Raw genomic sequence first — 21391 nt, forward strand, 5'->3', positions numbered from 1 at the left:
CCGATGGCCGCCACCTTCCTGGATCTCCCCGTCGGAAGCCCTGGCGGCAGCGTCGAGCTCTTCCTCGACCTCTACACCGGCGAGCAACCCCTCATCCCGGCCCGCGCCTTCATGCTCGCACCACCTGGTCACGCTCCCCGTCCACCCGCCGGCCTCAACCTGCTCCCCGCAGCAGGCAAATGCCTGGAAGGAACAGCCTTCAGCCGCTACGTCACCACCCTGCGCAGAGCGCTTACAGCCACGCTCGATCCCACACGGATCGACGTCCTCCACTTGCAGCACCTCGCGTTCGGCGCCACCCCAGCCCTCATCCGCGCCCTACCCGCACACCCCCGGATCGCCCTCGTCCACGGCACGGACCTGCTCTTCGCCGAGACCCACCGAGACCAGCTCCAAGTACTGCGCGAGACAGCCAGGGCCGCCGACGCCATCGTGGTCCCCACCAACGCGATGGCCGACCGCCTCCTCAAGCTCGCCCCGCAGATCGAACGCCGCAAGATCACCCACATCCCCTGGGGCATCCCCGACCACCTGCTTACCGCCCCGCCCGCCCGGCCAGCACGCACCTCCACCAGCCACCTGCGGCTCCTGTACGCAGGACGCCTGACCGCCGAAAAGGGTGCCGAGGCCCTGATCAAGAGCCTGGCTCCCGTGCCCGGCGTCGAGCTGAGAGTCGCAGCGCCCAAAGCCCAGTTCCACGCACTGGCCCCGCTACTGCAACGAGCCGGCGTACGAGTCCGCTACCTCGGCTGGCTCCACCGCCCACAGCTGTGGAAAGCCTTCACCGAACACGACGTGCTCGTCGTGCCGTCCACCACCTTGGAGGCCATGGGACTGGTCGCGCTGGAAGCCCAGGCATGCGGGCTACCCGTCCTCTACCAGCCCGTCCCCGGCCTCAACCAAGCCCTCGCCGCTTCCGGCATGGCCACCGACTTCACCCACTCCGCCGCACTCGCGCGCGACCTCGACCGGCTGAGAAAGACACCTGGGCTGCTGACTGCCCTGCGACAGGCGGGCTATGCAAACGCGGCACGCTATCCCCTCTCGGCGACCGCACGGTTGCTGACCGACCTCGGCCGACAGCTCACTTGAACCGACCGCCAGACGACCCGACACGTCACTACCCGAACCGCTCCGCGAACGTCACTACGCTGACCGACGGGACACCCCGGCGAAGAGGGAGACCATGACGTACGACCGCGACCGCATCGAAGCCCTCCTCGACGAGGGAGTCCGCGACAAGGTGTACCCGGGCGCCGTGTGGGCCGTCGGCGATGCCACCGGCACCCTCGCCCACGGCACCACCGGCGTCCTCGACCCCGACGAGCCGGACGTGCCGATGCATACCGACACCGTCTTCGACGCCGCCAGCCTCACCAAGATCCTGGCCGTCTGGTCCTCCATCGGGGCCCTGTGGGAGGACGGCACCCTTGATCTAGACCAGCCGCTCGGCAGCTTCTGGCGGGAGGTCACCGGGCACCCACTCGGAGCCGTCACCGCCCGGCAGTTGTTGACGCACACCGCCGGCGTCCCACTGCGGGCGCAGCTGAAGAACCTCTACGGCACCGACCCCCACGAGATCCGCCGAGGCGTCCTCCAAGAACAACTCCATCGGACACCCGGAGAAGCCGTCGAGTACACCGACCGGGCCGCCCTCATCCTCGGCTACCTCGCCGAACACCTCTCCGGCCGCCCCTTGGACCAGCTGGCCACCGCCCGCACCTGGCACCCCCTGGGCATGACCGGCACCCGCTTCGGCCCCCTGCCCGCCGACCTCGCCGCCCGCTGCGCCCCCACCGAACTCGACCAGGACACCGACACCCACCTCAAGGGAGTCGCCCACGACTTCTCGGCCCGCCTCCTGGGCGGCGTCTGCGGCATTGCCGGCGTCTTCACCGTCCTCGACGACCTCGCCACCTTCCTCCAGTACACGCTCGCCCCCGCAGCGTCACAGCTCCGGGCTGGCTTCGGCATCGAGTGGATCAACAGGTCCCTGGCCATCGAGACGGGGCAGCTCCAGCCCGCTCGCGGCCTGTTCTGGCACCAAGCTCCCGGTACCACCACCGAGGAGGACGTCTGGGTCCACTACGGCTTCACCGGCACGGGCATGTGGATCTCCCCCATCAAGGGCCGCTGGGCGGTGCTCCTGACCAACAAGCTCTACTACACCCGCGACCGCGCACCGCTGACTGATATCCGCAACAGCTTCCGAGAGCTCGCCTTCAAGTAGAGGAGCCCATCGAGAGCTACGGCCGAGATGCCCACCGACCCGGCGAGGAAGGGACCCCCGTGGCTCAGCCGACAACCGATGATCAGCCCGAGGGGCTCCGGCCCGCTCTGGAATCCATGACCCTGCTGGTCGCCGCCGTCATCATCCACGACGAGGCCAACAACCGCGTGGTCCTCCTTCAGCGCAGCGAGCAGGCCAAATTCGCCAAGGGCAAGTGGGACCTCCCGGTCGGCAAAAACGAGCCCGGCGAGCCGGTCACCGCGACGGCCGTCCGCGAGCTGTACGAGGAGACCGGTCTGACCGTCAAGCCGGAAGCGCTCAAGGTCGCCCACGTCATCCACGGCGCCTGGGGCGTGGAAGCCCCCAACGGCTTCCTCACGGTCGTCTTCGTCGCCCACGAATGGTCCGGCGAGCCGGAGAACCGCGAACCGCGCAAGCACGCCCAAGTCCGCTGGGTCGACACCGGCGCCATCCCCAAGGAGTTCGTGGAGACCACCGCCAGCGCCCTTCATCGCTACCTGGCCGGTGGGCCTCAGGTGTCGCTGGACGGTTGGAACTGACTGAGCGCACCACTGGACATGACCCTGCACGAGGCGATCGATGGTCTCGGCGCCAAACGGCTCCGCCGCCCATCGCACGCGACCGGCACAGAGGGCCGGCATGGCGGCGCGGGGCCGTGACCGGTCCCCCGTACCGGTCACGACCCCGCTGGCGTGGAGATTGATCATGGTCCGATCAGCAGCAGCCGCCCGCAGCAGCAGGTTCCTCTGCCTCTGACGCTCCCGGGGTGGTGCAGCAGCTGCTGCCCTGCTGCTTGGTCAGGGTGTCGGCGTCGGCCTTGACGACGTACACCTCCCAGGGCTCCTGGCCAGGGCCGTGGACCCAGACCTTGTCCTGGAGGGCGTAACAGCAGGTGGTGTCAGCCTCCTCGGTGGTGGTCAGGCCCGCCTCGCTCAGGCGGGTAGTGGCGGCGTGAACGGACTCGGTCGATTCGACCTCGACGCCGAGGTGGTCCAGGCGGGTGGCCTCTTCCACGGTGCCTTCGATGAGGACGAGCTTGAGCGGGGGCTCGGTGATGGCGAAGTTGGCGTAGCCGTCGCGGAGTTTGGCGGGTTCGGTGCCGAACAGCTTGCTGTAGAAAGCGACGGAGGCGTCGAGGTCGGGGACGCGGAGGGCGAGCTGTACGCGGGACATGGCGTATCTCCTTGGGTGGGTGGGGAGTTCAGCAGCCGCCGGAGGTGGCAGTCGGGATGCCGACGCCGATGTGGAGCGTGGCCGGGGCGCCGCAGCAGCCACCGCCTTCGCCGCCCTCGGATGCGGTGTCGGGGGCCTCGTAGAGGCCGGCACCGCCGCACACGCCGGTCTCCGGCAGGGTCAGCTCGACACGCTCGGCGGCCTCGCGGTCGCCGGCGAGCGCGGCGGCGACGGAGCGGACCTGCTCGTAGCCGGTCAGCGCGAGGAACGTGGGCGCCCGGCCGTAGGACTTCATGCCGACCAGGTAGAGGTCCTGCTCGGGGTGGGCGAGCTCGTTGACGCCGTGAGGGTAGACCGTGCCGCAGGAGTGGATGTTCGGGTCGATCAGCGGGGCCAGCGCGACGGGGGCCTGGAGACGTTCGTCGAGGCCGAGGCGGACCTCGGAGAGGAAGGACAGGTCGGGGCGGAAGCCGGTCAGCACGAGGACCTCGTCGACCGGGTCCAGGCGGCGGCCGTCCTCGGCGACCAGGACCAGCCGGTCACCGTCCCGTTCCACGGCCCGTGTACGGAAGCCGGTCACCGCGCTCGCGTGGCCGTCCTCGACGGCGGCCTTGGCGCGCAGCCCCAGGGCGCCCCGGGCGGGGAGCTGGTCGGCCTCGCCACCGCCGAAGGTGTTCGCACCGATGCCGCGCCGCAGGACCCATGCCGCGTGGGTGCCGGGCTTTTCCATGGCCAGGTCGGCGAGGTAGGCCAGCGCGGTGAAGGCGGAGGCCCCGGAGCCGACGACCGCGGTGCGCTTGCCTGCGTACCGGGCGCGAATGGCCGGGTCCCGCAGGTCGGGGACGCGGTAGGAGATGCGGTCAACCGCCGCCTTCTCGCCGAGGGCGGGGAGCCCGTCGGCGCCCATCGGACTGGGGATGGACCAGGTGCCTGAGGCGTCGATCATGGCGCGGGCGGCGATGCGCTCCTCGCGGCCGCCCACCAGCTCGATGTGCACGGTGAAAGGCTGCTCGTCGCGGTCGGCGTCGACGATGCGGTCGCGGCCGGCGCGCGCGACACCCGTCACGGTGGCGCCGTAGCGGATCTTGTCGCCGAGGACGTCGGCGAGCGGCTGCAGATACTGCTCGGCCCAGTCACCGCCGGTGGGGTACGTCGCGCCGTCCGGGCGGACCCAGCCGGTGGGGGCGAGGAGCTTCTCGGCGGCCGGGTCGGTAACCTCGGCCCACGGGGAGAACAGCCGTACGTGCGCCCAGTCGCGCACGGCGGTGCCGGCGGAGGGGCCAGCCTCCAGGACCAGCGGTTCGAGGCCGCGCTCGACGAGGTGGGCGGCGGCAGCGAGGCCGACGGGGCCCGCGCCGATGACGACGACGGGCAGCTGGCCAGTGGCGGGCGCGTTCACGATTTCCCCTTTGCTTCGACATTTGTCGATGGCTTGCGCCGCCAGCATGGCAGCTGATTCGACACGCGTCAACATAGACATTCATCGAAACTAGTCTGCTGCCCTCGCTCGCCGACTGAGACCCCTCGCCCACCTGGTTCGACATGTGTCAACATAGATGCATGTCGAACACTAAGGTGCTGCCGTTGATCGAGCCCGCCTCCGACGCCGTGGCGCCGTGCTGCCCGCCGCTCACCGAGCGCCCTTTCACCGCGGACGAGGCCGAGACGGCCGCGCGGATGTTCAAGGCGCTGGGCGACCCGGTACGGCTGCGCCTCTTCTCGGCGGTGGCCTCGCACGAGGGCGGCGAGGCGTGCGTGTGCGACATCTCCGATGTGGGCGTCTCCCAGCCGACCGTCTCCCACCACCTGAAGAAGCTGAAGGAGGCCGGCCTGCTGACCTCGGAGCGGCGCGGTACCTGGGTGTACTACCGGGTGGAGCCCTCCGTGCTGGCCGCGATGGGCAAGCTGCTGACCATCGCGCCGGCAGCGGTCTGACCTCGCCCATCACCCCCCGGAGTACGCCACCGTGAGCAACCCGACCGGTGTGACCGTCGCGCCGATGGCCACCTCACATGCCGACGAGGTCCTGGCGATCTACCAGGCCGGAATCGACGAGGGCAACGCCACCTTCGAGACGGCCGTCCCGACGTGGCAAGCATTCGACGCTGCGAAGCTGCCCGGGCACCGCTTCGTCGCCCTGGACGAGCATGGGGTCGTGCTCGGCTGGGTGGCCGCCACAAAGGTCTCCGACCGCTGCGCCTACGCCGGTGTCGTCGAGCACTCCGTGTACGTCCACCCCGACGCCCGCGGCCGCGGAGTGGCTTCCACCTTGCTCAAGGCACTGATCGACTCCACCGAGGCGGCCGGGATCTGGACCATCCAGTCCGGCATCTTCCCGGAGAACACCGCCAGCATCGCCCTGCACCAACGGGCCGGCTTCCGCGTCATCGGCACCCGCGAGCGCATCGGGCGCCACCACGGCCGCTGGCGCGACGTGGTCCTGGTGGAGCGCCGTAGCGCGGTCATCGACTGACCAGTCCGCTTACGTGCCGGCCGCATCGGTGCGCTGCCGATTCCAGAGCGCCGAATATTGCTTCACCTCTTCCGGCGTGAGCTGGTTGTCTCCTTCTGTGCGCAGCAGGGTGGTGTCCCATGGGCGCGTTCCGTCAGTACGGGGAGTCAGCAGCACACCGAGCGTCGCCGTTTGATCCGCCAGGCCCGTCTGCTGGTGCAGCTCGTGATGGCGCAGCAGGACATATGACTGAAAGGCCGCCTGGATATCGGGGCCGAAGCGCGTCGCGCACCCGAAGATCATCTGTCGGGTGCCGGATGGAGCGATGGAACGGCGCCAGCGCCACTTGCAATGGCTGGGGGGAACCTGACGAACCTCGCGCAGCATGTCGAGCAGCAGCTGGCCCCACTCGGCGCGGGCGCCTACCGGCAGCTCATCGACCTCGGAGAGCAGGAGCAAGCGGTTGGCTTCGCTCATGTGCTGGCCGAGCGGACTGATGGCGATGTCTTCAAGGATGAGGCGCATGACCCGGTGCGCGCGATCGGATCCCACCGGCGCCTGCGGAAGCAGCGGTACGGAGAAGTGGATCCCGCCGAGTTCGGCGACCTCAGGGCTTATCTCTCCGGGAGGCGCGTCGGCGTCCGCTGCAGCGAGGTCGTAGTAGCGCACGGGCTCGTCCCCGAGAGCCACCGAGTCCATGTTGGCCACGCGGAAGAGGTAGTTGACCACCGCGGTAGTCGAACGCAGCTGGTCGAACAGGAAGTCCCAGTCCCGCCGCGCCAAGGCTACGCAGGGCAGGCCGGGCAGCGCGCAGTCAACGACGGTGTCATCGGGTATGCGGTCGTGGTCGAGCACGACGACGCCGATCCACTGGTAGTCGTTGCCGTCGACGGTGAGAGTCTGGCCGCGTCCGTTCTCGAACTCAGCCGGGGCCGAACGCAGGCTGCGCACAGTCCCCTTCGCCTGGCGCGCAGCTTTGGCGCCCCTGTTCCGCAGCCAGTTCCGCTCACTGGCATCGTCCTTGTAGGCGCCCTCCCGGCTCTTGACCTGAACGACAACACCTCGGCTGCCGGTCAGAAGCATCCGGTCACCCAACTCCCGCTGCCCCGACGAGACGCGCTTGATTGCGGAGTGGCAGACGAAGTCCGGGAGTCCCCACGTCGCCGCTGCTCGATGAGCCGCCATCTCCGCCCCGGTCCCCTGGTCGACACCTTCCGGGAGGGGAAGCGCAGCCGGCACGCTCCGCACGAACACACCTAGGGCCGTTTCCACCACGAGCGTCAGCTCAGGCAGGTCGTCGTTCCCGGCCGCAGCGGGTCTTGCTTGCTCCATCGCCCTATTAGACGCTCGGCCCAGGAGCGCACACAGCGAATTTCACCGACCGTGGCGACTTGGCACCTACCCGAGCGAGGCAGCGATTTCACGGGCGGCTTCCCGGGCCGACCGCCCGACCCCGATGAGCGTGGCCGAGGCCGGCCCGGTCCAGTCGCCGTAACCGAGCAGGTGCAGGCGCGGCTCGTCCACCGCACGCGTACCGTCGACGGCGATGTGCCCGCGGCGGTCCCGCAGCCGGAGCGGTGCCAGGTGGGACAGCGCCGGTCGGAAGCCGGTGCACCAGATGATCGCGTCCGCCTCGGCGCGCGTGCCGTCGGCCCATTCGGCCCCAGTGGGAGTGAGCCGCGTGAACATCGGCGCCGCCCTGAGCAGGCCCCGGTCGCGGGCATCTCGGACCGGCGGTACGGCGACGACGTCCCCGAGCGAGGCGACGCCCCCCGTGTCCGTGCGCCCCTCGTCGAGGGCACGGCGGCGGGCGGTCGCGACGTCGAACAGAACGCGGCCGTCGACGTCGTCGGGCAGGAAACGGGGTGGGCGCTGCGTGACCCAGGTCAGCTCGGTGTTGTGGGCGAGGTCGGCGGCGATCTGGGCGCCGGAGTTGCCGCCGCCGACCACGATCACGCGGCGACCGGCGAAGTCCCGCGGGCTCTGGTAATCAACGGTGTGCAGCTGACGGCCACCGAAGTCTCCGCGGCCTGCAATCGCGGGCAGGAAGGGCCGCCACCAGGTGCCGGTGGCACTGATCACCGCTGCCGCCCGCCAGGTACCGGAGTCGGTCTCCACCCGCAGGAGTCCGCCGTCCCGGCGGATGCCGAGAACCCGTACGGGTCGCTCGACGGGCAACTCGTACCGCTTCTCAAAGGCGGCGAGGTACTCCACAACGTGCTGCGCGTCGGGGTAGGTCGCGCCGGCCTGCGGTGGCATGAGACGGCCGGGCAGAGAGGAGTACGCGGCCGGGGAGAACAGGCGAAGGGAGTCCCAGGCGTGCTGCCAGGCACCTCCCGGAGTGGTCTGGGCGTCGAGGATGACGAAGTCGACGCCCAGCCGGCGAAGGTGATAGCCGGCGGCAAGCCCGGACTGGCCACCACCGATCACCACGACCGGAGCTGTCCGCGTCATTCGGCGGCTTCCCGGCCGGGCATGAAGACGAGCGCCACCAGCGCGAGTCCGACCACGACTCCGACGAGCTGCATGCCGATGAACCCCGCCACCGACGCGGGCGCGATGCCGGCGAAGGTGTCGGTGAAGGCGCGGCCGATGGTCACCGCCGGGTTCGCGAAGGACGTGGACGAGGTGAACCAGTACGCGGCACCGATGTACGAAGCCACGGCCACGGGCGCGAAGCGGAGGCGGTCGGTGCGGGCCAGGCCGAAGATCAGCAGGATCAGGCCGGCGGTCGCGACGACCTCGCCCAGCAGCAGGTGGCCGGCCGATCGGTCGTGGGTGGACCATTTCACCAGCGGTTCGCCGAACATCGCGTCGGCCAGGACCGAGCCCGTGATCGCACCGGCGATCTGAGCAGGGACGTATGCCGCCGCCTCGCGCAACGTGACGCCGGGGCCGCCGCGCCGGGCCGTCCACCACTCGGCCAGGGTGACGGCCGGGTTGAAGTGCGCACCGGAGACCGGACCGAACAAGGTGATCAGGACGCCGAGCCCGAAGACGGTGGCCGTGGAGTTGGCGAGCAGCTGCAGCCCCACGTCCTTGGTCAGTTCCGTGGCCTGGATGCCGGAGCCGACCACGATCGCGACGAGCGCCGCCGTGCCGACGAGTTCGGCGGCGGCCTTGGCGAGCAGCGGAGGACGCCGGGGCGGGGTCGCGCCCGGAGCGAACTGCGGCTCGGCGGCGGGGGCTATGGGGGATTGCCCTGTTCTGCCGTGCTGGGTTGCCTCGGTGGCGGTCAACAGGAACTCCTCGGTGCAGGTGGCTTTGGGGCGGGTAATCAGGGGCAGGACCGCTTCACGCTGTTCTCGGCGGTGGCACGCGCGGTCTCCGCGAGATCGGCGAACTGACCGGCAAGCGAGGCGATGACGTCGGGCTTGAGCCGGTAGTAGGTGAAGCGGCCGCACGGCTCCGTCTCCACGACCCCCGCCTCGCGCAGCACCTTCAGATGGTTGGAGAGGTTGGTCTGCTTGGCCCCCGTCTCCTCGATCAGGTGCGTCGTGCAGAGCGTCTCCTTGGCGAGCAGGGTGACGATCTGGAGGCGGAGCGGGTCCGCGAGAACCCGCAACAGATCAGTGTCGACTGACGTCAGCATGGCCTGATACTTTCACATCATTCCTGGCTGATACCAGCCTGGGCTGATCCACCGACGAAGGAAGAACCGATGCCCTCCAGCCCGCTCGCCTCCGTGCTGTTCGTCTGCATCCACAACGCCGGGCGTTCACAGATGGCCGCAGGCTTCCTCTCCCACCTCGCGGGCGACCGGATCGAGGTCCGCTCCGCCGGCTCCGTTCCCGCAGACCAGGTCAACCCGGCCGCCGTCGAAGCGATGAGGGAGGTCGGCATCGACATCGCCGACCAGCAGCCCAAGCTCCTCACGACCGAGGCCGTCCAGGCGTCCGACTACGTCATCACCATGGGCTGCGGCGACGCCTGCCCGATCTTCCCCGGCAAGAAGTACCTCGACTGGACCCTGGAAGACCCCGCCGGCAAGGGCGTCGAGGCCGTCCGCCCGATCCGCGACGAGATCAAGAAGCGGATCGAGGCACTGATCTCCGAGATCGACGCCCAGCAGGAGGCGTGACATCCGCGACGGGCAGCGGCGCCGCCGATGTGATCGGTTCCGGATAGGCCACCGCCGTCGAGAATCTCCTACCACCCGGCGGGTGCACCCCCTTCACAGAACGCACGTTCGACGTGAAGGATGGGCGTGATCGCGTGCCAGTTCGGTACGTCGCTCGTTAGGCAGCGCAGTCGAAGCGCAGAGTGGGCAAGCGCTGGTTCGCCCTTGCCCTACTGCTACGGGAGGGGACCCATGGGCGATCGCAGCACCATCGAGTGGACTGAGGCGACCTGGAATCCCACCACTGGCTGCGATCGCATCTCCCCCGGGTGCGACAACTGCTATGCCCTGACGTTATCCAGACGCCTCAAGGCGATGGGGGTGGCCAAGTATCAAGCCGACGGTGACCCCAGGACCTCCGGTCCCGGCTTCGGCCTCGCCCTGCATTCGGACACGCTGGCCATCCCACGCCAGTGGAAGACCCCCCGCATGGTTTTCGTCAACTCAATGAGCGACCTGTTCCACGCCAAGGTGCCCTTGGACTTCGTACAACAGGTCTTCCAGGTAATCGCCGACACGCCACAGCACACCTATCAACTCCTGACGAAGAGGGCCCGCAGACTCCGGCGACTGGCAGGCCAACTCGACTGGCCTCCCAACCTCTGGATGGGCGTCTCCGTCGAGAACTCGGATCACCTGGATCGCATTGATGACCTGCGGCAGGTGCCAGCCGCAGTGCGGTTCTTGTCCTGTGAACCACTGCTCGGCCCTCTGACAGGCTTGCGCCTGGACGGCATCGGCTGGGTAATCGCCGGTGGCGAATCCGGCCCCCAGCACCGCCCCGTGCAAGAGGAATGGCTCGTCGAGATCCGGGATGCCTGCAACGAAGCCGACGTGCCGTTCTTCTTCAAACAGTGGGGTGGCCGCACGCCCAAGTCCGGAGGCCGTGAGCTCGCCGGCATCACGTGGGACCAGATGCCGCCCCGGCTGCACGTGGCAACAGTGCAGTAACGGCCAATCTTCAACGGACGCCGTACGCACTCTGGTGGCATATGGCAACGGTGTGTGACCCTCTCCAACAGCAAGGCGGTATGGGAGCAGGGGGGAGCGGTCATGGCCGTACCGAAGGATGCCGTGTGGGAACGCGATCCGCACACGGCCGCCAAACACGACTTACTCAAGCAGTACTTGGAAGCGTGGGCGCCGATTCTGCTGTCGCGGAACGATGTGATCACCTACGCGGAAGGGTTCGCGGGCGCCGGCGTCTACAAGCAGGGCGAGCCCGGATCTCCCGTCGTCGCCTACGAGGTCTTCGCCCGCGCTCTGCACCGTTCCCCGAAGCGCGTGCAGCTGGTCCTCATGGAAGAAGACCCCCGACGGGTAGAAGAATTGCAGCGCCAGATGGCCCTCGCTCAGTCGAGAAACAGGGAAGACATCACGGCACGTCTGTCGATCGACATCGAGCAGGGAGACTTCCACCCGGCCCTCCTGAGGAAGCTGCAGCGCACCGGCAGGCTGGGCAAGCCCCTCTTCGTCCTCCTGGACAGCTTCGGTGGGCCCGACATCCCGTACTCGCTCCTGCATGAACTCGGTCGCTTCCGAAGCACCGAAGTCATGGTCACCTTCGAGCCTGCCTTCCTCACCCGGTTCGCCGAGAGACACGACGGCCACCGGCAACTCGGCGACGCAGCCTTCGGCAGCCAGGAGTGGCAAGACGTATTCCGGCAGCCCTCCTCGCACAAGTTCACCTTCCTGCGCGAGCAATACCGAGCCACGTTACGCCGGGCCGGTTTCACGCACACGCTGTACTTCGAGATGGTCGACGAGGGCGGCAGGAAGCTGTACCTGATCTTCGGCACCCAGCACGAGCGAGGACTGGAGAAGATGAAGGACGCTATGTGGAAGGTGGACCCTTCCTACGGCGTCCGCTACCGCGACCCCAGGGACACCGAACAGCAGATGCTGGATCTCGTATTCGAACCGGATACGGCTCCGCTACGACGGATCCTGCATGACTTCATATCCGAAGCGCCCAAGGGACGAACTGTCCCGGAACTCCAGCGCTACACGCTCTTGGAGACCGTCTACCGGCCCGCCCAAGTGATCACGGCCGTCCGACAGCTGCGTGAGTCGGGCGCCGTGACGACGGAACCGCGCGCCATCAACACCAAGACCCGAGTAAGCGCGGCTGCAACGAGTCCCTCTGCCGGTCCCTCAGCCGAGCAGGGTGCCCTCTGGTGAAAGGCCACCAGGGCACATCCAGGGCACATGAGCCCGGGAAACGGTGTTGACCTGTGAGAACTACGGAGAGGAGTTATCCCAGGTCAGCATCATTTTCCGTGCGAACCCCCAGGCCAGCGCCCCGCCCCTCCCATTCGCTGCACGAGTGGCAGGACTTCTCACACCGGCTGCATGAGGCGGGGCATCAGCCTTATTGCCTGGTGTGGCCCTGATCTGGGTTTTTCGCGCGCGGCGGGACTCTCTCGGGTGCCGTGCAGCGCCCGGCGTGGCTGTGGGCGGCTCGGGCGCTGCGGGTGGGGGGCGGGGCTTGGTCAGCGGTTGTCGTGGAGTTCCTGGTGCATCTGGGGCTGGTCGTCCTGGTCGTGGGTGAGGGCGTACAGCTCGACCTTGTTGAAGGCCTTGGACGCGATGCCGAGGATCTCGTCGTACGGGTTGACCCCGACCGCCTTCTTCGCGCTGTCCCCGCCCAGTCCGCCCACCGTGCTGCTGAAGATGTTGTGCAGGGCCGCGGCCGGCTTGGCGGCCAGGTCCACCGCGCTCTGGGGGATGCCGGCCATGTCGGCGTACCTGTCGGTGAGGGCCGTGCGGACCATGGCGACGAACGGCTCGTAGGAACCCGGCGGGAGCATCTGCTCCTTGTAGAACTTCAGGGCCTGCGCGGTCATGAAGGTGCAGTCCTCGCTCGCCCTCCACTCGCGCTCCCGCTCGATGCTCCACATCCGGTCGACCAGGTCGACGTCCTTGGGCAGCAGCCACTTGTCGGGGGTGCCGAGGTAGTGGTTGACGTAGTGCCAGGCGCACACGAAGCCCTGGGCGTCGTCCTTGGTGACGTGGACGCCGAGGTTCTTCATGGCCTGCAGGATCTGCACGCTGAAGACGCAGGCGGCGCCGGTGGTGTACTTCTGCGAGACCGGCTCGCCCCACTTGGCGTAGTCCCACGTGCCGCTCTTCGTGTGCAGCTGGCGGACGGAGGCGTGCACCAGGCGCACCTTCGTCACGGTCGCCGCGAGGGTGCCGTTGCGCAGGGCGTCCTTGTCGCCCATGCCGATGAACAGGCGCGAGGACTGCGACAGGCGCCGGCCCGGCCCCTCCACGCCGCCCAGGCGCCCGGTCGAGCGCAGGGTGAAGGCGCCGGTCGGCGAGAGGTAGGTGCCGATCAGCCCGACGGTGCCCTGCAGCATGGAGGCCACGCCGTGGTGGTGGGCGAAGAAGCCCTCGGCGGCCTTGACGTCGGCCTCGCTCCAGTCCGGCGGCTCCTCGGAGGCGTCGTGCAGAAACTGCGCGAGGCGCTCGGGCAGGTTCGACAGCTCGGACATGGCCATGTGCGGCTTGAGCGTTCCGATCGTGCGGAACAGGTCGTTGACGCCGTCGACCTCCCGGTTGTCGATGAGGTCGGACACCAGCGCGTCGGCGGCCGGATCACCCTCCTGGTTCGCTGCCTCCAGCTCGGCTTCCACGGTCTCCACGGTCAATGGCACAGCAGTGCTCCTCTCCTTGAAGGGGTTCATGGGGACGTCCGATGGATGCCTGCCAGCCGTTCGAAGACATGACACGAACCCGAACGAGTGATCGGAACGCATATGCCTTTCGGGTTTGTGCCCCGCGCCCCCCTCAGCGCTCCTCGAAGTGGCTCGGTGTGCCGTCCCGCAGGACCAGCCGGCCCCGGCGGGCGGCCTCGTGGCGGGGCACGAGGGTCCAGGTGCCGTCCCGCCGGTGGAGGGCCGTCGCGTGCCAGGGGGTGGTCCAGGCGTCGGGGGTGTCCAGGAGGCGGATGCCGAACTTGGGGGCGCCGGCCGGCTGGGGGTGGATGGACAGGCGGACCGCGTGCGGGTGGTGCTCGGCGATCAGGGCGCCCCAGGCGCGGCTGCGCTGGATGACGCCGTACGCCCGTTCGCGGCAGGCCCGTTGCAGGGCGGAGCGGGTGCCCGGCCAGTCGGCGGTGTCCTCGACCAGGAAGCGGGTGATGCCACGGTAGAGGGCCAGGGCGGCGGCGTCGGTCCTCAGCTCGGCGCGCAGGGTCTGAAGGGGTGGGGCGTAGCGCTCGTGGACGTGGGCGCGTTTCGCGTCGTGGGAGAGATCGCCGAGCACGTCCCGCAGGTCGAAGACGGAGAGGTGGGACAGGTCCGGCCGCGTCAGCCGGCGCAGCTCGTCGGCGTAGGCGTCGATGCGGTCGTCGGGGACGCCGATGAGGTCGCCGAAGATGTGGCCGTCGGAGCAGATGATCACGTGGGCGCCGGGCGGATGGATCCGCTCGATCTGTGCGCACAGGCTGTGGAGGAACCTCAGCGAGAGGCGTTCGCCCTGGTCGGGGAGGTGGCCCAGGACCTTGGCCGGGTTCGGGGACTTGCACGGGAAGCCGGGCAGGGTGAACACGACAGGCGCCTCGGCGCGGACGAACGCGGCGATGCGGCGCAGCTGGTGCCCGAACGCCCCCACCGGGGCGGGGGCCGGGTCGCTCGTGCGGTGGTACGGCAGCAGCGTGGCCAGGATCGCGGAGCTGACGCTCGTCAGGCGCGCGTCCGGCGCGGTGGTCGGCGGCATGGCGGCTCTCCGTCAGCGGCGGCGGTCGTAGCCGGCCGGCAGCCGGCTGGTGCCCCGGCCCAGGACGGCCGGGATCCACGCGAGGTCCTCGTCGGCGATCGCCGGGCGCAGGCCGGGCAGGCGGGCCAGCAGGGTGCCCAGCGCGATCCGCAGTTCGGCGCGGGCCAGGGCGGCGCCCGGGCAGAAGTGGATTCCGTGGCCGAAGGCGAGGTGCGGGTTGGGGTCGCGGTCGAGGTCGAGGGTGCCGGGGTCGGGGAAGCGGTCCGGGTCGCGGTTGGCGGCGCACAGGGAGACGATCACCGAGTCGCCGGCCGGGATCGCCGTGCCGTGCAGGTCGCTGTCCCGGTCGAAGAAACGCCAGGTGGTCAGCTCGAACGCGCTGTCGTAGCGGAGGAGTTCCTCCACCGCGCGGGGCAGCAGGGACGGGTCCTCGCGGAGGCGGGACAGCTCGGCCGGGTTGCGGAAGAGCGCGATCAGGGCCGTGGTGATCTGGTTGGTGACCGGTTCCTGGCCCGCGACCAGCAGCTGGAAGATCATCGAGTCCAGCTGCTCCTGGGACAGTTCGCCGGTGTCACGGGCCCGCACCAGACGGGCGAGCAGGTCGTCGCCGCCCCGCGCGCGCTTGTGGGCCACCACCTCGGCGATGTAGCTCTGCAGGCCGTGCAGCCGCGCCTCGTACCGCGCGCGGCCCGGGTCGGTGGGGCCGACCGGCTGGACGACCTTGCCCCAGTCACGGTCGAAACGGGCCGCCAGGCCGGACGGCAGACCGATGACCTCGGCCAGCACCTGGAAGGGGAAAGGGGCCGCGAAGCCCGCCACGAGGTCGGCGGGGCCGGTGTCCGGCAGGGCGTCGACCAGCGCGTCCGCCAGCTCCTGGAAGCGGGGGTGCAGGCTCTCGATCCGGCGCGGGGTGAAGGCGTCGGTGACGAAGCGCCGCATGCGCGTGTGGACCGGCGGGTCCTGGTGCAGCAGGTGCACCTGGAGCTGGGAGTGCTGCGGCTCCGGCATGATCGAGGCCCGGGAGCGCCAGCGGTCGTTGCCCCGGTCGTGGTTCTTGCCCAGGCGGTCGTCGGTGAGTGCGGAGCGCGCGGCGTCGTAGCCGGTGACCAGCCACGCCCGGACGCCGCTGGGGAACAGGACGCGGTGCACCGGACCGGCCTCGCGCATCCGCTCGTACAGGGGGTAGGGGTCGGCCTTGTAGGGGCAGCCCATCAGGGGGACCGGGTCGGGCAGCGGATCGTGGGCGGTCACGTGGGCGGTCACGGGTCTCCTCACAGGGCGAGTTCGGGGCGGTGGTGGTCCAGCCACAGGGCCAGGTCGACGACGCGTTCCAGCTGCAGGCGCCGGCCCCACTCCAGCTGTTCGGGCGGGGTGTCGAGGCTGGGCTTCAGGCGGGTCTCGTCGGCCAGGGCGCGCACCTGCTCGTCGGCGAGGGCGTCACGGGCCAGCGCCTGCAGGCCGCGGTTGTAGTCGGGGTGGTGGGTGGCCGGGTAGTGGTTCTTGGGGCGGCCGAGGACCGAGCGCGGGGCAAGGCCCGTGCCGGTCGCCCGCAGCAGGCTCTTCTCCCGGCCGTCGAAGCTGTGCAGGGACCAGGGCGCGGAGAAGGCGTACTCGACGAGGCGGTGGTCGCAGTACGGGACCCTCACCTCCAGCCCCCGCGCCATGCTCAACCGGTCCTTGCGGTGCAGGAGCTGGCGCAGCCAGCGGGTCAGCGACAGGTGCCGCATCTCGCGCTGCCGGTGCTCGGCGGGGCTCTCGCCGTCGAGATGCGGTACGGCGGCCAGGGCGGTGCGGTAGGTGTCGTCGCGGAACTCGTCGATGCTCAGGCCGAGTTCGGGGTTCAGCGGCATCGCCGCCTCGTCGCCGGTCACCAGCAGCCACGGGAAGGTACGGGCGGCCAGCGCGCGGGGGTCGTGGAACCAGGGGTAGCCGCCGAACACCTCGTCCGCCGCCTCGCCGGACACGGCGACCGTGGAGTGCCGCCGTATCTCGCCGAAGAGGAGGTACAGCGAGGTGTCCATGTCGCCGACACCGATCGGCGAGTCCCGGGCCGCGACGACCGCCCTGCGGTGCTCGGGGTCCAGCAGCGAGCGCGGGTCGAGGACGACCGTGCTGTGTTCGGTGCCGATGAACGCGCCGGCCTCGATGGCGTACGGCGTGTCGTGGCCGGTGCGCAGGACGTCCGCCGTGAAGTGCGCGGCCTGGTCGCTGTAGTCGACGGCGTACGTGCGCAGCCGCGCGTCCGGCCCTTCCCGCAGCCGCAGTTCGTCGGCGAGCAGCGCGGTCAGCACGGTGGAGTCGAGGCCGCCGGAGAGCAGGCCGCACAGCGGGACGTCGGCCTCCAGCTGGGCGCGGGCAGCGGCGTTGACCAGCTCGCGGACCCGCTCGACGGTCGCCTCCCGGTCGTCGGTGTGCTCCCCGGCCTCCAGCTGCCAGTAGCGGCGCTCCCGGACGCCCGCCCGGTCCAGGACGAGCAGCCCGCCCGGCTCGACCTCACGGACACCGGACCACACGGTCGGGCCGGTGTTGAACAGCAGGCTGTACGCCTCCCGCAGCCCGTCCGCGTCCACCCGCGGCCGGATCCCGGGGTGGGCGAACAGGGCCTTGGGTTCGGAGGCGAAGGCCACGCCGCCGTCGACGGCCGCCCAGAACAGGGGCTTCACGCCGAGCCGGTCGCGGACCAGCACCAGCCGCTGTGCCCGCTCGTCCCAGACGGCGAAGGCGAACATGCCGTCCAGGTGCTCGGCCGCCGCCTCGCCCCACTCGGCGTAGGCGCGCAACACCACCTCGGTGTCGCTGCGGGTGCGGAAACGGTGGCCGCGGGCGCGCAGTTCGGCGCGGAGGGCGTGGTGGTTGTAGACCTCGCCGCTGTAGGTGAGGACGAGGGCCGGCTCGTCGGGCCGGTCCGTCATCGGCTGAGCGCCGCCGGCGAGGTCGACGACCGCCAGGCGGCGGTGGCCGATCGCGGCGCGTTCACCGAGCCAGACGCCGCCGGCATCGGGGCCGCGGGGCGTGAGGGTGGCGGTCATGGCCTCGATGACCGGGGCCTGGGTGCGGGCGTCGCCGTGGAAGGACGCCCAGCCGGTGATTCCGCACATGGGGAGGTCTCCTGGGTGGGGGTGCTGGGTCGGGGGCGGGTGGGGCGAGGCTGCCGGGTCAGGTGCGGGTACGGGTGCGGTCGGTTATCTGCCGGGTCAAGTGCAGGTCAGGGCAGGGCCGGTGGTTCATCCGGGCAAGTGCGGGTCGCCTGAATCAAGTGCGGGCAGAGGCCAGAGGTCTCCCGGACCAAGTACGGGCGGAGGCCGGACGCCGGCCACGGGCCGGGGGCCGCAAATCTGCCCGGCCAGGCACAGGCGGGGCCGGAGGCCCCCCGGGTCAAGTCGGGGCGGAGTTCACGGTCTCGGCCGGCACAGCGCCCGGGCTTCGGCCCGGCAGGGCCAGCAGAGGTACGGCGAGACACGCGGCGGTCGCGGCGAGCGCCGGCCCGGCGTGTGGCCCGGAGAGGCTCCAGGCCGCGGTGGCCAGGGCCGGCCCGAGTGTGAAGCCGAGGCTGCGGGCGAGCTGCACGGTGGCCCCGGCGGTCGCGGCCCGCTCCCCGGGTACGGCCCCCAGCACGAGCGCCTGGACCGGGCCGCCGTTGAGCCCCATACCGGCACCGGCCAGCCCCAGCCGCCACGCCACCTGCCAGGGGGACCAGTCGTCCAGCGGGACGAGCAGCAGCAGTCCGAGGCCGGTGAGGGCGGCTCCCGCGGCGGCGACCTGGCGGGCGCCGTACCGGTCGGCGAGACGTCCGCCGAGGGGGCCGGCCAGGGTCATGCCGAGCGGGAAGGCCAGCACCGTCAGCCCGGTCGTGGTGGCGCTGACACCGTCGTCGCGCCGCAGGTGCAGGGCCACGGCGTAGTGCGCCGCGGCGAACCCCGTCGCGAGGGCCAGCACCGCGCCGTGCGCCCGCGCCAGCCCCGGAACGCGCAGGACGCCGGTCACCGGGCGCCCGCCCGGGCCGCGCAGCCACCACCACAGCGGGGGCACGGCGGCGAGCGTGAGCACCAGCCACGCCGGGCGGTCCGCCGCGAGGGTCAGCGCCAGCAGCACGGCGGCGACCGCGGCGGCCACGGGGACGGCGTCCCCCGCGGTACGGCCGGCCACGGAAACGGCGTCGCCCGCCGTACGGCGACCGGGCGCGGGCGCGCTTCCGTCACGCGGCATCACCCGCCACGCCACCCCCAGGGCCAGCGCGCACAGCGGCAGCTTGGCGAGGAAGACCGCCTGCCAGCCGAAACGATCCAGCAGCAGTCCGCCCACGGCCGGCCCGGTCACCGCGCCCAGCGGCCCCAGGGTCGCCGGGACGCTCATCGCCCGCCCGCGCAGCTCCGGCCGTACCGCGCGCATCGCGAGCACCGGCATCAGCACGAACAGCACCGCCCCGCACGCACCCTGCGCGAGGCGGGCGGCGATCAGCCAGGCCGCCCAGGGCGCGGTGGCCGCCAGCGCGCTGCACAGCGCGAAGCCGGTGGTCGCGGCCAGCACGGCGGGACGCGTCCCGGCACCGTCCAGCCACCGCCCCACGGGCAACAGCAGGGCCACCACGGGGAGTTGGTAGCCGAGCACGGCCCACTGGGCGGTGGCGGCGGAGACGTGCAGGCCGTCGGCGATGTCCGCGAGGGCGACGTTGACGATGTTCATGTCGAGCATCGCCACGAACGACAGCAGCCCCGCCACGGCCACGAGCCCCCAGCGGTCCTCGCGCACCGGTATGCCGCCCGTCACGGCTCGACCGCCACGGCCCGCTCGGCCGGTTCCGGCTGCCGAGCCGTTCCGGCCGTATCCGCCGGCGCCCGGTGGTCGACGGCGATCAGCGGGTCCCCGGTCAGCGGGTGCTCGACGAGCGCCGCCCGCACCCCGAACACCTCCGCCATCAGCCCCGGCGTGAGCACCTCGCGCGGCGGCCCGGAGGCGACCACCGCCCCGGCGTGCAGCACGTGCAGGCGGTCGCAGACGGACGCGGCCGCGTTGAGATCGTGCAGCGAGACCAGGGTCGTGCGGCGCTGGGCGCGCAGCAGGGCGAGCAGCTCGACCTGGTGGCGGATGTCGAGGTGGTTGGTCGGCTCGTCGAGGACGAGCACGTCGGGACTCTGCGCGAAGGCGCGGGCCAGCAGGACGCGTTGGCGCTCCCCACCGGACAGCGCGGTGAAGCGGCGCCCGGCGGCCCCTGCCATGCCGACGTCGGCAAGGGCCCGGGCGACCAGGTCCCGGTCGGTGGCGTCCTCGCCGGCGAAGGCCCGCTTGTAGGGCGTACGGCCCATGGCGACCACCTCGCGCACGGTCAGCTCGAAGTCGCTCCCCCGCTCCTGCGGCAGCGCGGCCACGTGCCGCGCCGACCGGGCCGGGGCCAGCTCCCGCAGATCGGTGCCGGCCAGCAGCACCCGCCCGGCCGTGGGCCGCAGATGCCGGTACACCGTGCGCAGCAGGGTGGACTTGCCGCTGCCGTTCGGCCCGACCAGTCCCGTGATCTCGCCCGCTTCGGCGATCAGGCGCGCGCCCGCGACGACGGTACGGCCGGCGTAGGCGACCTGCAGATCCTCGACGTCGATCCTCATGCGCCGCTCCCCAGCCGCCGGTGCAGCAGATACAGCAGGGCCGGGGCCCCGATCAGCGAGGTGACCACGCCGACCGGCAGTTCCTGGGTGTCCAGCGCGGTACGGCAGACGAGATCGACGACGACCAGCAGCAGCGCCCCCGACAGCGCCGCCACCGGCAGCAGACGGCGATGGTCGCCCCCGACGAGCAGCCGGCAGGCGTGCGGCACCATCAGCGCGACGAACGCGATCGCACCGGACACGGCGACCAGGACGCCGGTGAGCAGACTGGTCGCGGTGAACAGCTCCCGGCGCAGCCGCGCCACGTCGACGCCGAGCCCGGCGGCCGTCTCGTCGCCCATCAGCAGCGCGTTCAGGCCGCGGGCGCGCGCCAGCAGCCACAGCAGGGTGAGGGGTACGGCGACGGCGGGCGCCGCGAGCAGCTGCCAGGTCGCCCCGCTCAGGCTCCCCATGAGCCAGAACAGCACGCTGTGGGTCTGCTGCTCGTCCCCGGCCCGCAGCACCAGATAGCTGGTGAACCCGGACAGGAACTGCCCGATCGCCACCCCGGCCAGCACCAGCCGCAGCGGCGCGAACCCGCCGCCGCGCCGGGCCACCGCCCACACCAGCGCGAACGTGGCGAGCGCCCCGGCGAACGCGGCACCGGACAGCCCGAGCCCCAGCGCCCCTCCGGCGCCGGCGCCGAGCACGATCGCGGCGACCGCGCCGAGCGAGGCGCCGTTGGAGACGCCGAGCAGATAGGGGTCGGCCAGCGGGTTGCGCACCAGCGCCTGCACGGCCGTACCGACGACACCGAGTCCGGCGCCGACGAGCGCGGCCAGCAGGGCGCGCGGGACGCGCAGCTGCCAGACGATCAGGTCGCCGGTGCCGGGGCGGGGCGCCTCGCCGGTCAGTCTGCGCCCCACGACGCCCCACACCTCGGCGAGCGGGATCGACGTCGAACCCCAGGCGACGGCGGCCGTCAGCGCGGCCAGCAGCGCCACGGCGAGGACCGCAGCGGACGGACCGGCGGGCAGTGTGCCGCGCGTGTCCCTCGACGACGGCTCGCCGCGCGATGCCGGTGTCCTGCGGCGCAG

At 71.0% G+C, this 21391-nt stretch carries 21 protein-coding genes; 8 read left to right on the forward strand and 13 right to left on the reverse strand.

Annotated features, from left to right (window positions below; all coding sequences use genetic code 11):
- Nucleotides 1-3: 3 nt before the first annotated feature.
- From C3489_RS05295 to C3489_RS05305, 3 genes are all read left to right on the forward strand, one after another.
- Nucleotides 4-1092, forward strand: a complete 1089-nt coding sequence (locus C3489_RS05295) for a glycosyltransferase family 4 protein (protein WP_103780454.1) — start codon at nt 4-6, stop codon at nt 1090-1092.
- Between the two features lie 94 nt (nt 1093-1186).
- Nucleotides 1187-2230, forward strand: coding sequence for a serine hydrolase (locus tag C3489_RS05300; RefSeq protein WP_103780368.1), 1044 nt, complete (start codon nt 1187-1189; stop codon nt 2228-2230).
- A 59-nt stretch (nt 2231-2289) separates the two neighbouring features.
- Nucleotides 2290-2790: an NUDIX domain-containing protein gene (locus C3489_RS05305; RefSeq protein WP_181139499.1), complete on the forward strand. Its 501-nt coding sequence runs from the start codon at nt 2290-2292 to the stop codon at nt 2788-2790.
- Nucleotides 2791-2965: 175 nt separating this feature from the next.
- Here the strand turns inward: C3489_RS05305 and C3489_RS05310 are convergent, their stop codons facing one another.
- Complete coding sequence (locus C3489_RS05310; RefSeq protein WP_103780372.1) at nt 2966-3424, reverse strand: ArsI/CadI family heavy metal resistance metalloenzyme; 459 nt, start codon at nt 3422-3424, stop codon at nt 2966-2968.
- A 28-nt stretch (nt 3425-3452) separates the two neighbouring features.
- Nucleotides 3453-4823, reverse strand: coding sequence for an FAD-dependent oxidoreductase (locus tag C3489_RS05315; protein WP_103780374.1), 1371 nt, complete (start codon nt 4821-4823; stop codon nt 3453-3455).
- Between the two features lie 161 nt (nt 4824-4984).
- Between C3489_RS05315 and C3489_RS05320 the strand changes: the two genes are divergently transcribed.
- The gene (locus C3489_RS05320) at nt 4985-5359 is read left to right on the forward strand and encodes a helix-turn-helix transcriptional regulator (RefSeq protein ID WP_103780375.1); all 375 of its coding nucleotides are present in this window, start codon (nt 4985-4987) and stop codon (nt 5357-5359) included.
- A gap of 64 nt (nt 5360-5423) precedes the next feature.
- Nucleotides 5424-5897: an N-acetyltransferase family protein gene (locus tag C3489_RS05325; protein ID WP_344015279.1), complete on the forward strand. Its 474-nt coding sequence runs from the start codon at nt 5424-5426 to the stop codon at nt 5895-5897.
- Nucleotides 5898-5906: 9 nt separating this feature from the next.
- Here the strand turns inward: C3489_RS05325 and C3489_RS05330 are convergent, their stop codons facing one another.
- The 4 genes from C3489_RS05330 to C3489_RS05345 form a co-directional block, all read right to left on the reverse strand.
- The gene (locus C3489_RS05330) at nt 5907-7208 is read right to left on the reverse strand and encodes a hypothetical protein (protein WP_146075277.1); all 1302 of its coding nucleotides are present in this window, start codon (nt 7206-7208) and stop codon (nt 5907-5909) included.
- Nucleotides 7209-7274: 66 nt separating this feature from the next.
- Nucleotides 7275-8330 (reverse strand): ArsO family NAD(P)H-dependent flavin-containing monooxygenase, encoded by a 1056-nt coding sequence (locus tag C3489_RS05335; protein ID WP_103780380.1) that lies wholly within the window; start codon nt 8328-8330, stop codon nt 7275-7277.
- Nucleotides 8327-9115, reverse strand: coding sequence for an MIP/aquaporin family protein (locus tag C3489_RS05340; protein ID WP_103780382.1), 789 nt, complete (start codon nt 9113-9115; stop codon nt 8327-8329). The genes C3489_RS05335 and C3489_RS05340 overlap by 4 nt, the downstream gene beginning before the upstream one ends.
- A 38-nt stretch (nt 9116-9153) precedes the next feature.
- The gene (locus C3489_RS05345; protein ID WP_103780384.1) at nt 9154-9468 is read right to left on the reverse strand and encodes a helix-turn-helix transcriptional regulator; all 315 of its coding nucleotides are present in this window, start codon (nt 9466-9468) and stop codon (nt 9154-9156) included.
- A gap of 69 nt (nt 9469-9537) precedes the next feature.
- Between C3489_RS05345 and C3489_RS05350 the strand changes: the two genes are divergently transcribed.
- The 3 genes from C3489_RS05350 to C3489_RS05360 all read left to right on the forward strand — a co-directional run bounded on the left by C3489_RS05350 (nt 9538) and on the right by C3489_RS05360 (nt 12177).
- On the forward strand, nt 9538-9957 hold the full coding sequence (locus tag C3489_RS05350) for an arsenate reductase ArsC (protein ID WP_103780385.1): 420 nt from the start codon (nt 9538-9540) through the stop codon (nt 9955-9957).
- Nucleotides 9958-10188: 231 nt separating this feature from the next.
- Nucleotides 10189-10947, forward strand: a complete 759-nt coding sequence (locus C3489_RS05355) for a DUF5131 family protein (protein WP_103780387.1) — start codon at nt 10189-10191, stop codon at nt 10945-10947.
- A 102-nt stretch (nt 10948-11049) separates the two neighbouring features.
- Complete coding sequence (locus tag C3489_RS05360; RefSeq protein WP_103780389.1) at nt 11050-12177, forward strand: three-Cys-motif partner protein TcmP; 1128 nt, start codon at nt 11050-11052, stop codon at nt 12175-12177.
- Nucleotides 12178-12488: 311 nt separating this feature from the next.
- On the opposite strand, the gene C3489_RS05365 is transcribed toward C3489_RS05360, so the two are convergent.
- The 7 genes from C3489_RS05365 to C3489_RS05395 form a co-directional block, all read right to left on the reverse strand.
- A complete protein-coding gene (locus C3489_RS05365; protein ID WP_258054564.1) occupies nt 12489-13655 on the reverse strand; it encodes an oxygenase MpaB family protein in 1167 nt (388 codons plus the stop codon).
- Nucleotides 13656-13788: 133 nt separating this feature from the next.
- Nucleotides 13789-14718 carry an L-tyrosine/L-tryptophan isonitrile synthase family protein gene (locus C3489_RS05370; RefSeq protein ID WP_103780393.1) on the reverse strand — a complete coding sequence of 310 codons (930 nt, stop codon included), beginning with the start codon at nt 14716-14718 and terminating at the stop codon, nt 13789-13791.
- Between the two features lie 12 nt (nt 14719-14730).
- On the reverse strand, nt 14731-15930 hold the full coding sequence (locus C3489_RS05375; protein ID WP_181139505.1) for a cytochrome P450: 1200 nt from the start codon (nt 15928-15930) through the stop codon (nt 14731-14733).
- A 59-nt stretch (nt 15931-15989) separates the two neighbouring features.
- Nucleotides 15990-17816 carry an asparagine synthase (glutamine-hydrolyzing) gene (gene asnB / locus C3489_RS05380; RefSeq protein WP_103780394.1) on the reverse strand — a complete coding sequence of 609 codons (1827 nt, stop codon included), beginning with the start codon at nt 17814-17816 and terminating at the stop codon, nt 15990-15992.
- 277 nt (nt 17817-18093) lie between these two features.
- Nucleotides 18094-19485: an MFS transporter gene (locus C3489_RS05385; protein ID WP_258054565.1), complete on the reverse strand. Its 1392-nt coding sequence runs from the start codon at nt 19483-19485 to the stop codon at nt 18094-18096.
- A complete protein-coding gene (locus C3489_RS05390) occupies nt 19482-20315 on the reverse strand; it encodes an ABC transporter ATP-binding protein (RefSeq protein WP_103780396.1) in 834 nt (277 codons plus the stop codon). Before C3489_RS05390 ends, C3489_RS05385 begins: the two co-directional genes overlap by 4 nt.
- Nucleotides 20312-21391 carry an iron ABC transporter permease gene (locus C3489_RS05395; RefSeq protein WP_181139506.1) on the reverse strand — a complete coding sequence of 360 codons (1080 nt, stop codon included), beginning with the start codon at nt 21389-21391 and terminating at the stop codon, nt 20312-20314. The genes C3489_RS05390 and C3489_RS05395 overlap by 4 nt, the downstream gene beginning before the upstream one ends.

The organism is Streptomyces sp. Ru71 (assembly GCF_002920535.1).
GTDB lineage: Bacteria > Actinomycetota > Actinomycetes > Streptomycetales > Streptomycetaceae > Streptomyces.

What these genes read in the sequence shown, in the direction of transcription:
- C3489_RS05300 (WP_103780368.1), top strand. Translation starts at nt 1,187, where the DNA reads ATGACGTACGACCGCGACCGCATCGAAGCCCTCCTCGACGAGGGAGTC.
- C3489_RS05370 (WP_103780393.1), bottom strand. Translation starts at nt 14,718, where the DNA reads ATGCCGCCGACCACCGCGCCGGACGCGCGCCTGACGAGCGTCAGCTCC.
- asnB (WP_103780394.1), bottom strand. Translation starts at nt 17,816, where the DNA reads ATGTGCGGAATCACCGGCTGGGCGTCCTTCCACGGCGACGCCCGCACC.
- C3489_RS05390 (WP_103780396.1), bottom strand. Translation starts at nt 20,315, where the DNA reads ATGAGGATCGACGTCGAGGATCTGCAGGTCGCCTACGCCGGCCGTACC.
- C3489_RS05330 (WP_146075277.1), bottom strand. Translation starts at nt 7,208, where the DNA reads ATGGAGCAAGCAAGACCCGCTGCGGCCGGGAACGACGACCTGCCTGAG.
- C3489_RS05360 (WP_103780389.1), top strand. Translation starts at nt 11,050, where the DNA reads ATGGCCGTACCGAAGGATGCCGTGTGGGAACGCGATCCGCACACGGCC.
- C3489_RS05375 (WP_181139505.1), bottom strand. Translation starts at nt 15,930, where the DNA reads ATGGGCTGCCCCTACAAGGCCGACCCCTACCCCCTGTACGAGCGGATG.
- C3489_RS05325 (WP_344015279.1), top strand. Translation starts at nt 5,424, where the DNA reads ATGGCCACCTCACATGCCGACGAGGTCCTGGCGATCTACCAGGCCGGA.
- C3489_RS05345 (WP_103780384.1), bottom strand. Translation starts at nt 9,468, where the DNA reads ATGCTGACGTCAGTCGACACTGATCTGTTGCGGGTTCTCGCGGACCCG.
- C3489_RS05355 (WP_103780387.1), top strand. Translation starts at nt 10,189, where the DNA reads ATGGGCGATCGCAGCACCATCGAGTGGACTGAGGCGACCTGGAATCCC.
- C3489_RS05295 (WP_103780454.1), top strand. Translation starts at nt 4, where the DNA reads ATGGCCGCCACCTTCCTGGATCTCCCCGTCGGAAGCCCTGGCGGCAGC.
- C3489_RS05310 (WP_103780372.1), bottom strand. Translation starts at nt 3,424, where the DNA reads ATGTCCCGCGTACAGCTCGCCCTCCGCGTCCCCGACCTCGACGCCTCC.
- C3489_RS05350 (WP_103780385.1), top strand. Translation starts at nt 9,538, where the DNA reads ATGCCCTCCAGCCCGCTCGCCTCCGTGCTGTTCGTCTGCATCCACAAC.
- C3489_RS05335 (WP_103780380.1), bottom strand. Translation starts at nt 8,330, where the DNA reads ATGACGCGGACAGCTCCGGTCGTGGTGATCGGTGGTGGCCAGTCCGGG.
- C3489_RS05320 (WP_103780375.1), top strand. Translation starts at nt 4,985, where the DNA reads ATGTCGAACACTAAGGTGCTGCCGTTGATCGAGCCCGCCTCCGACGCC.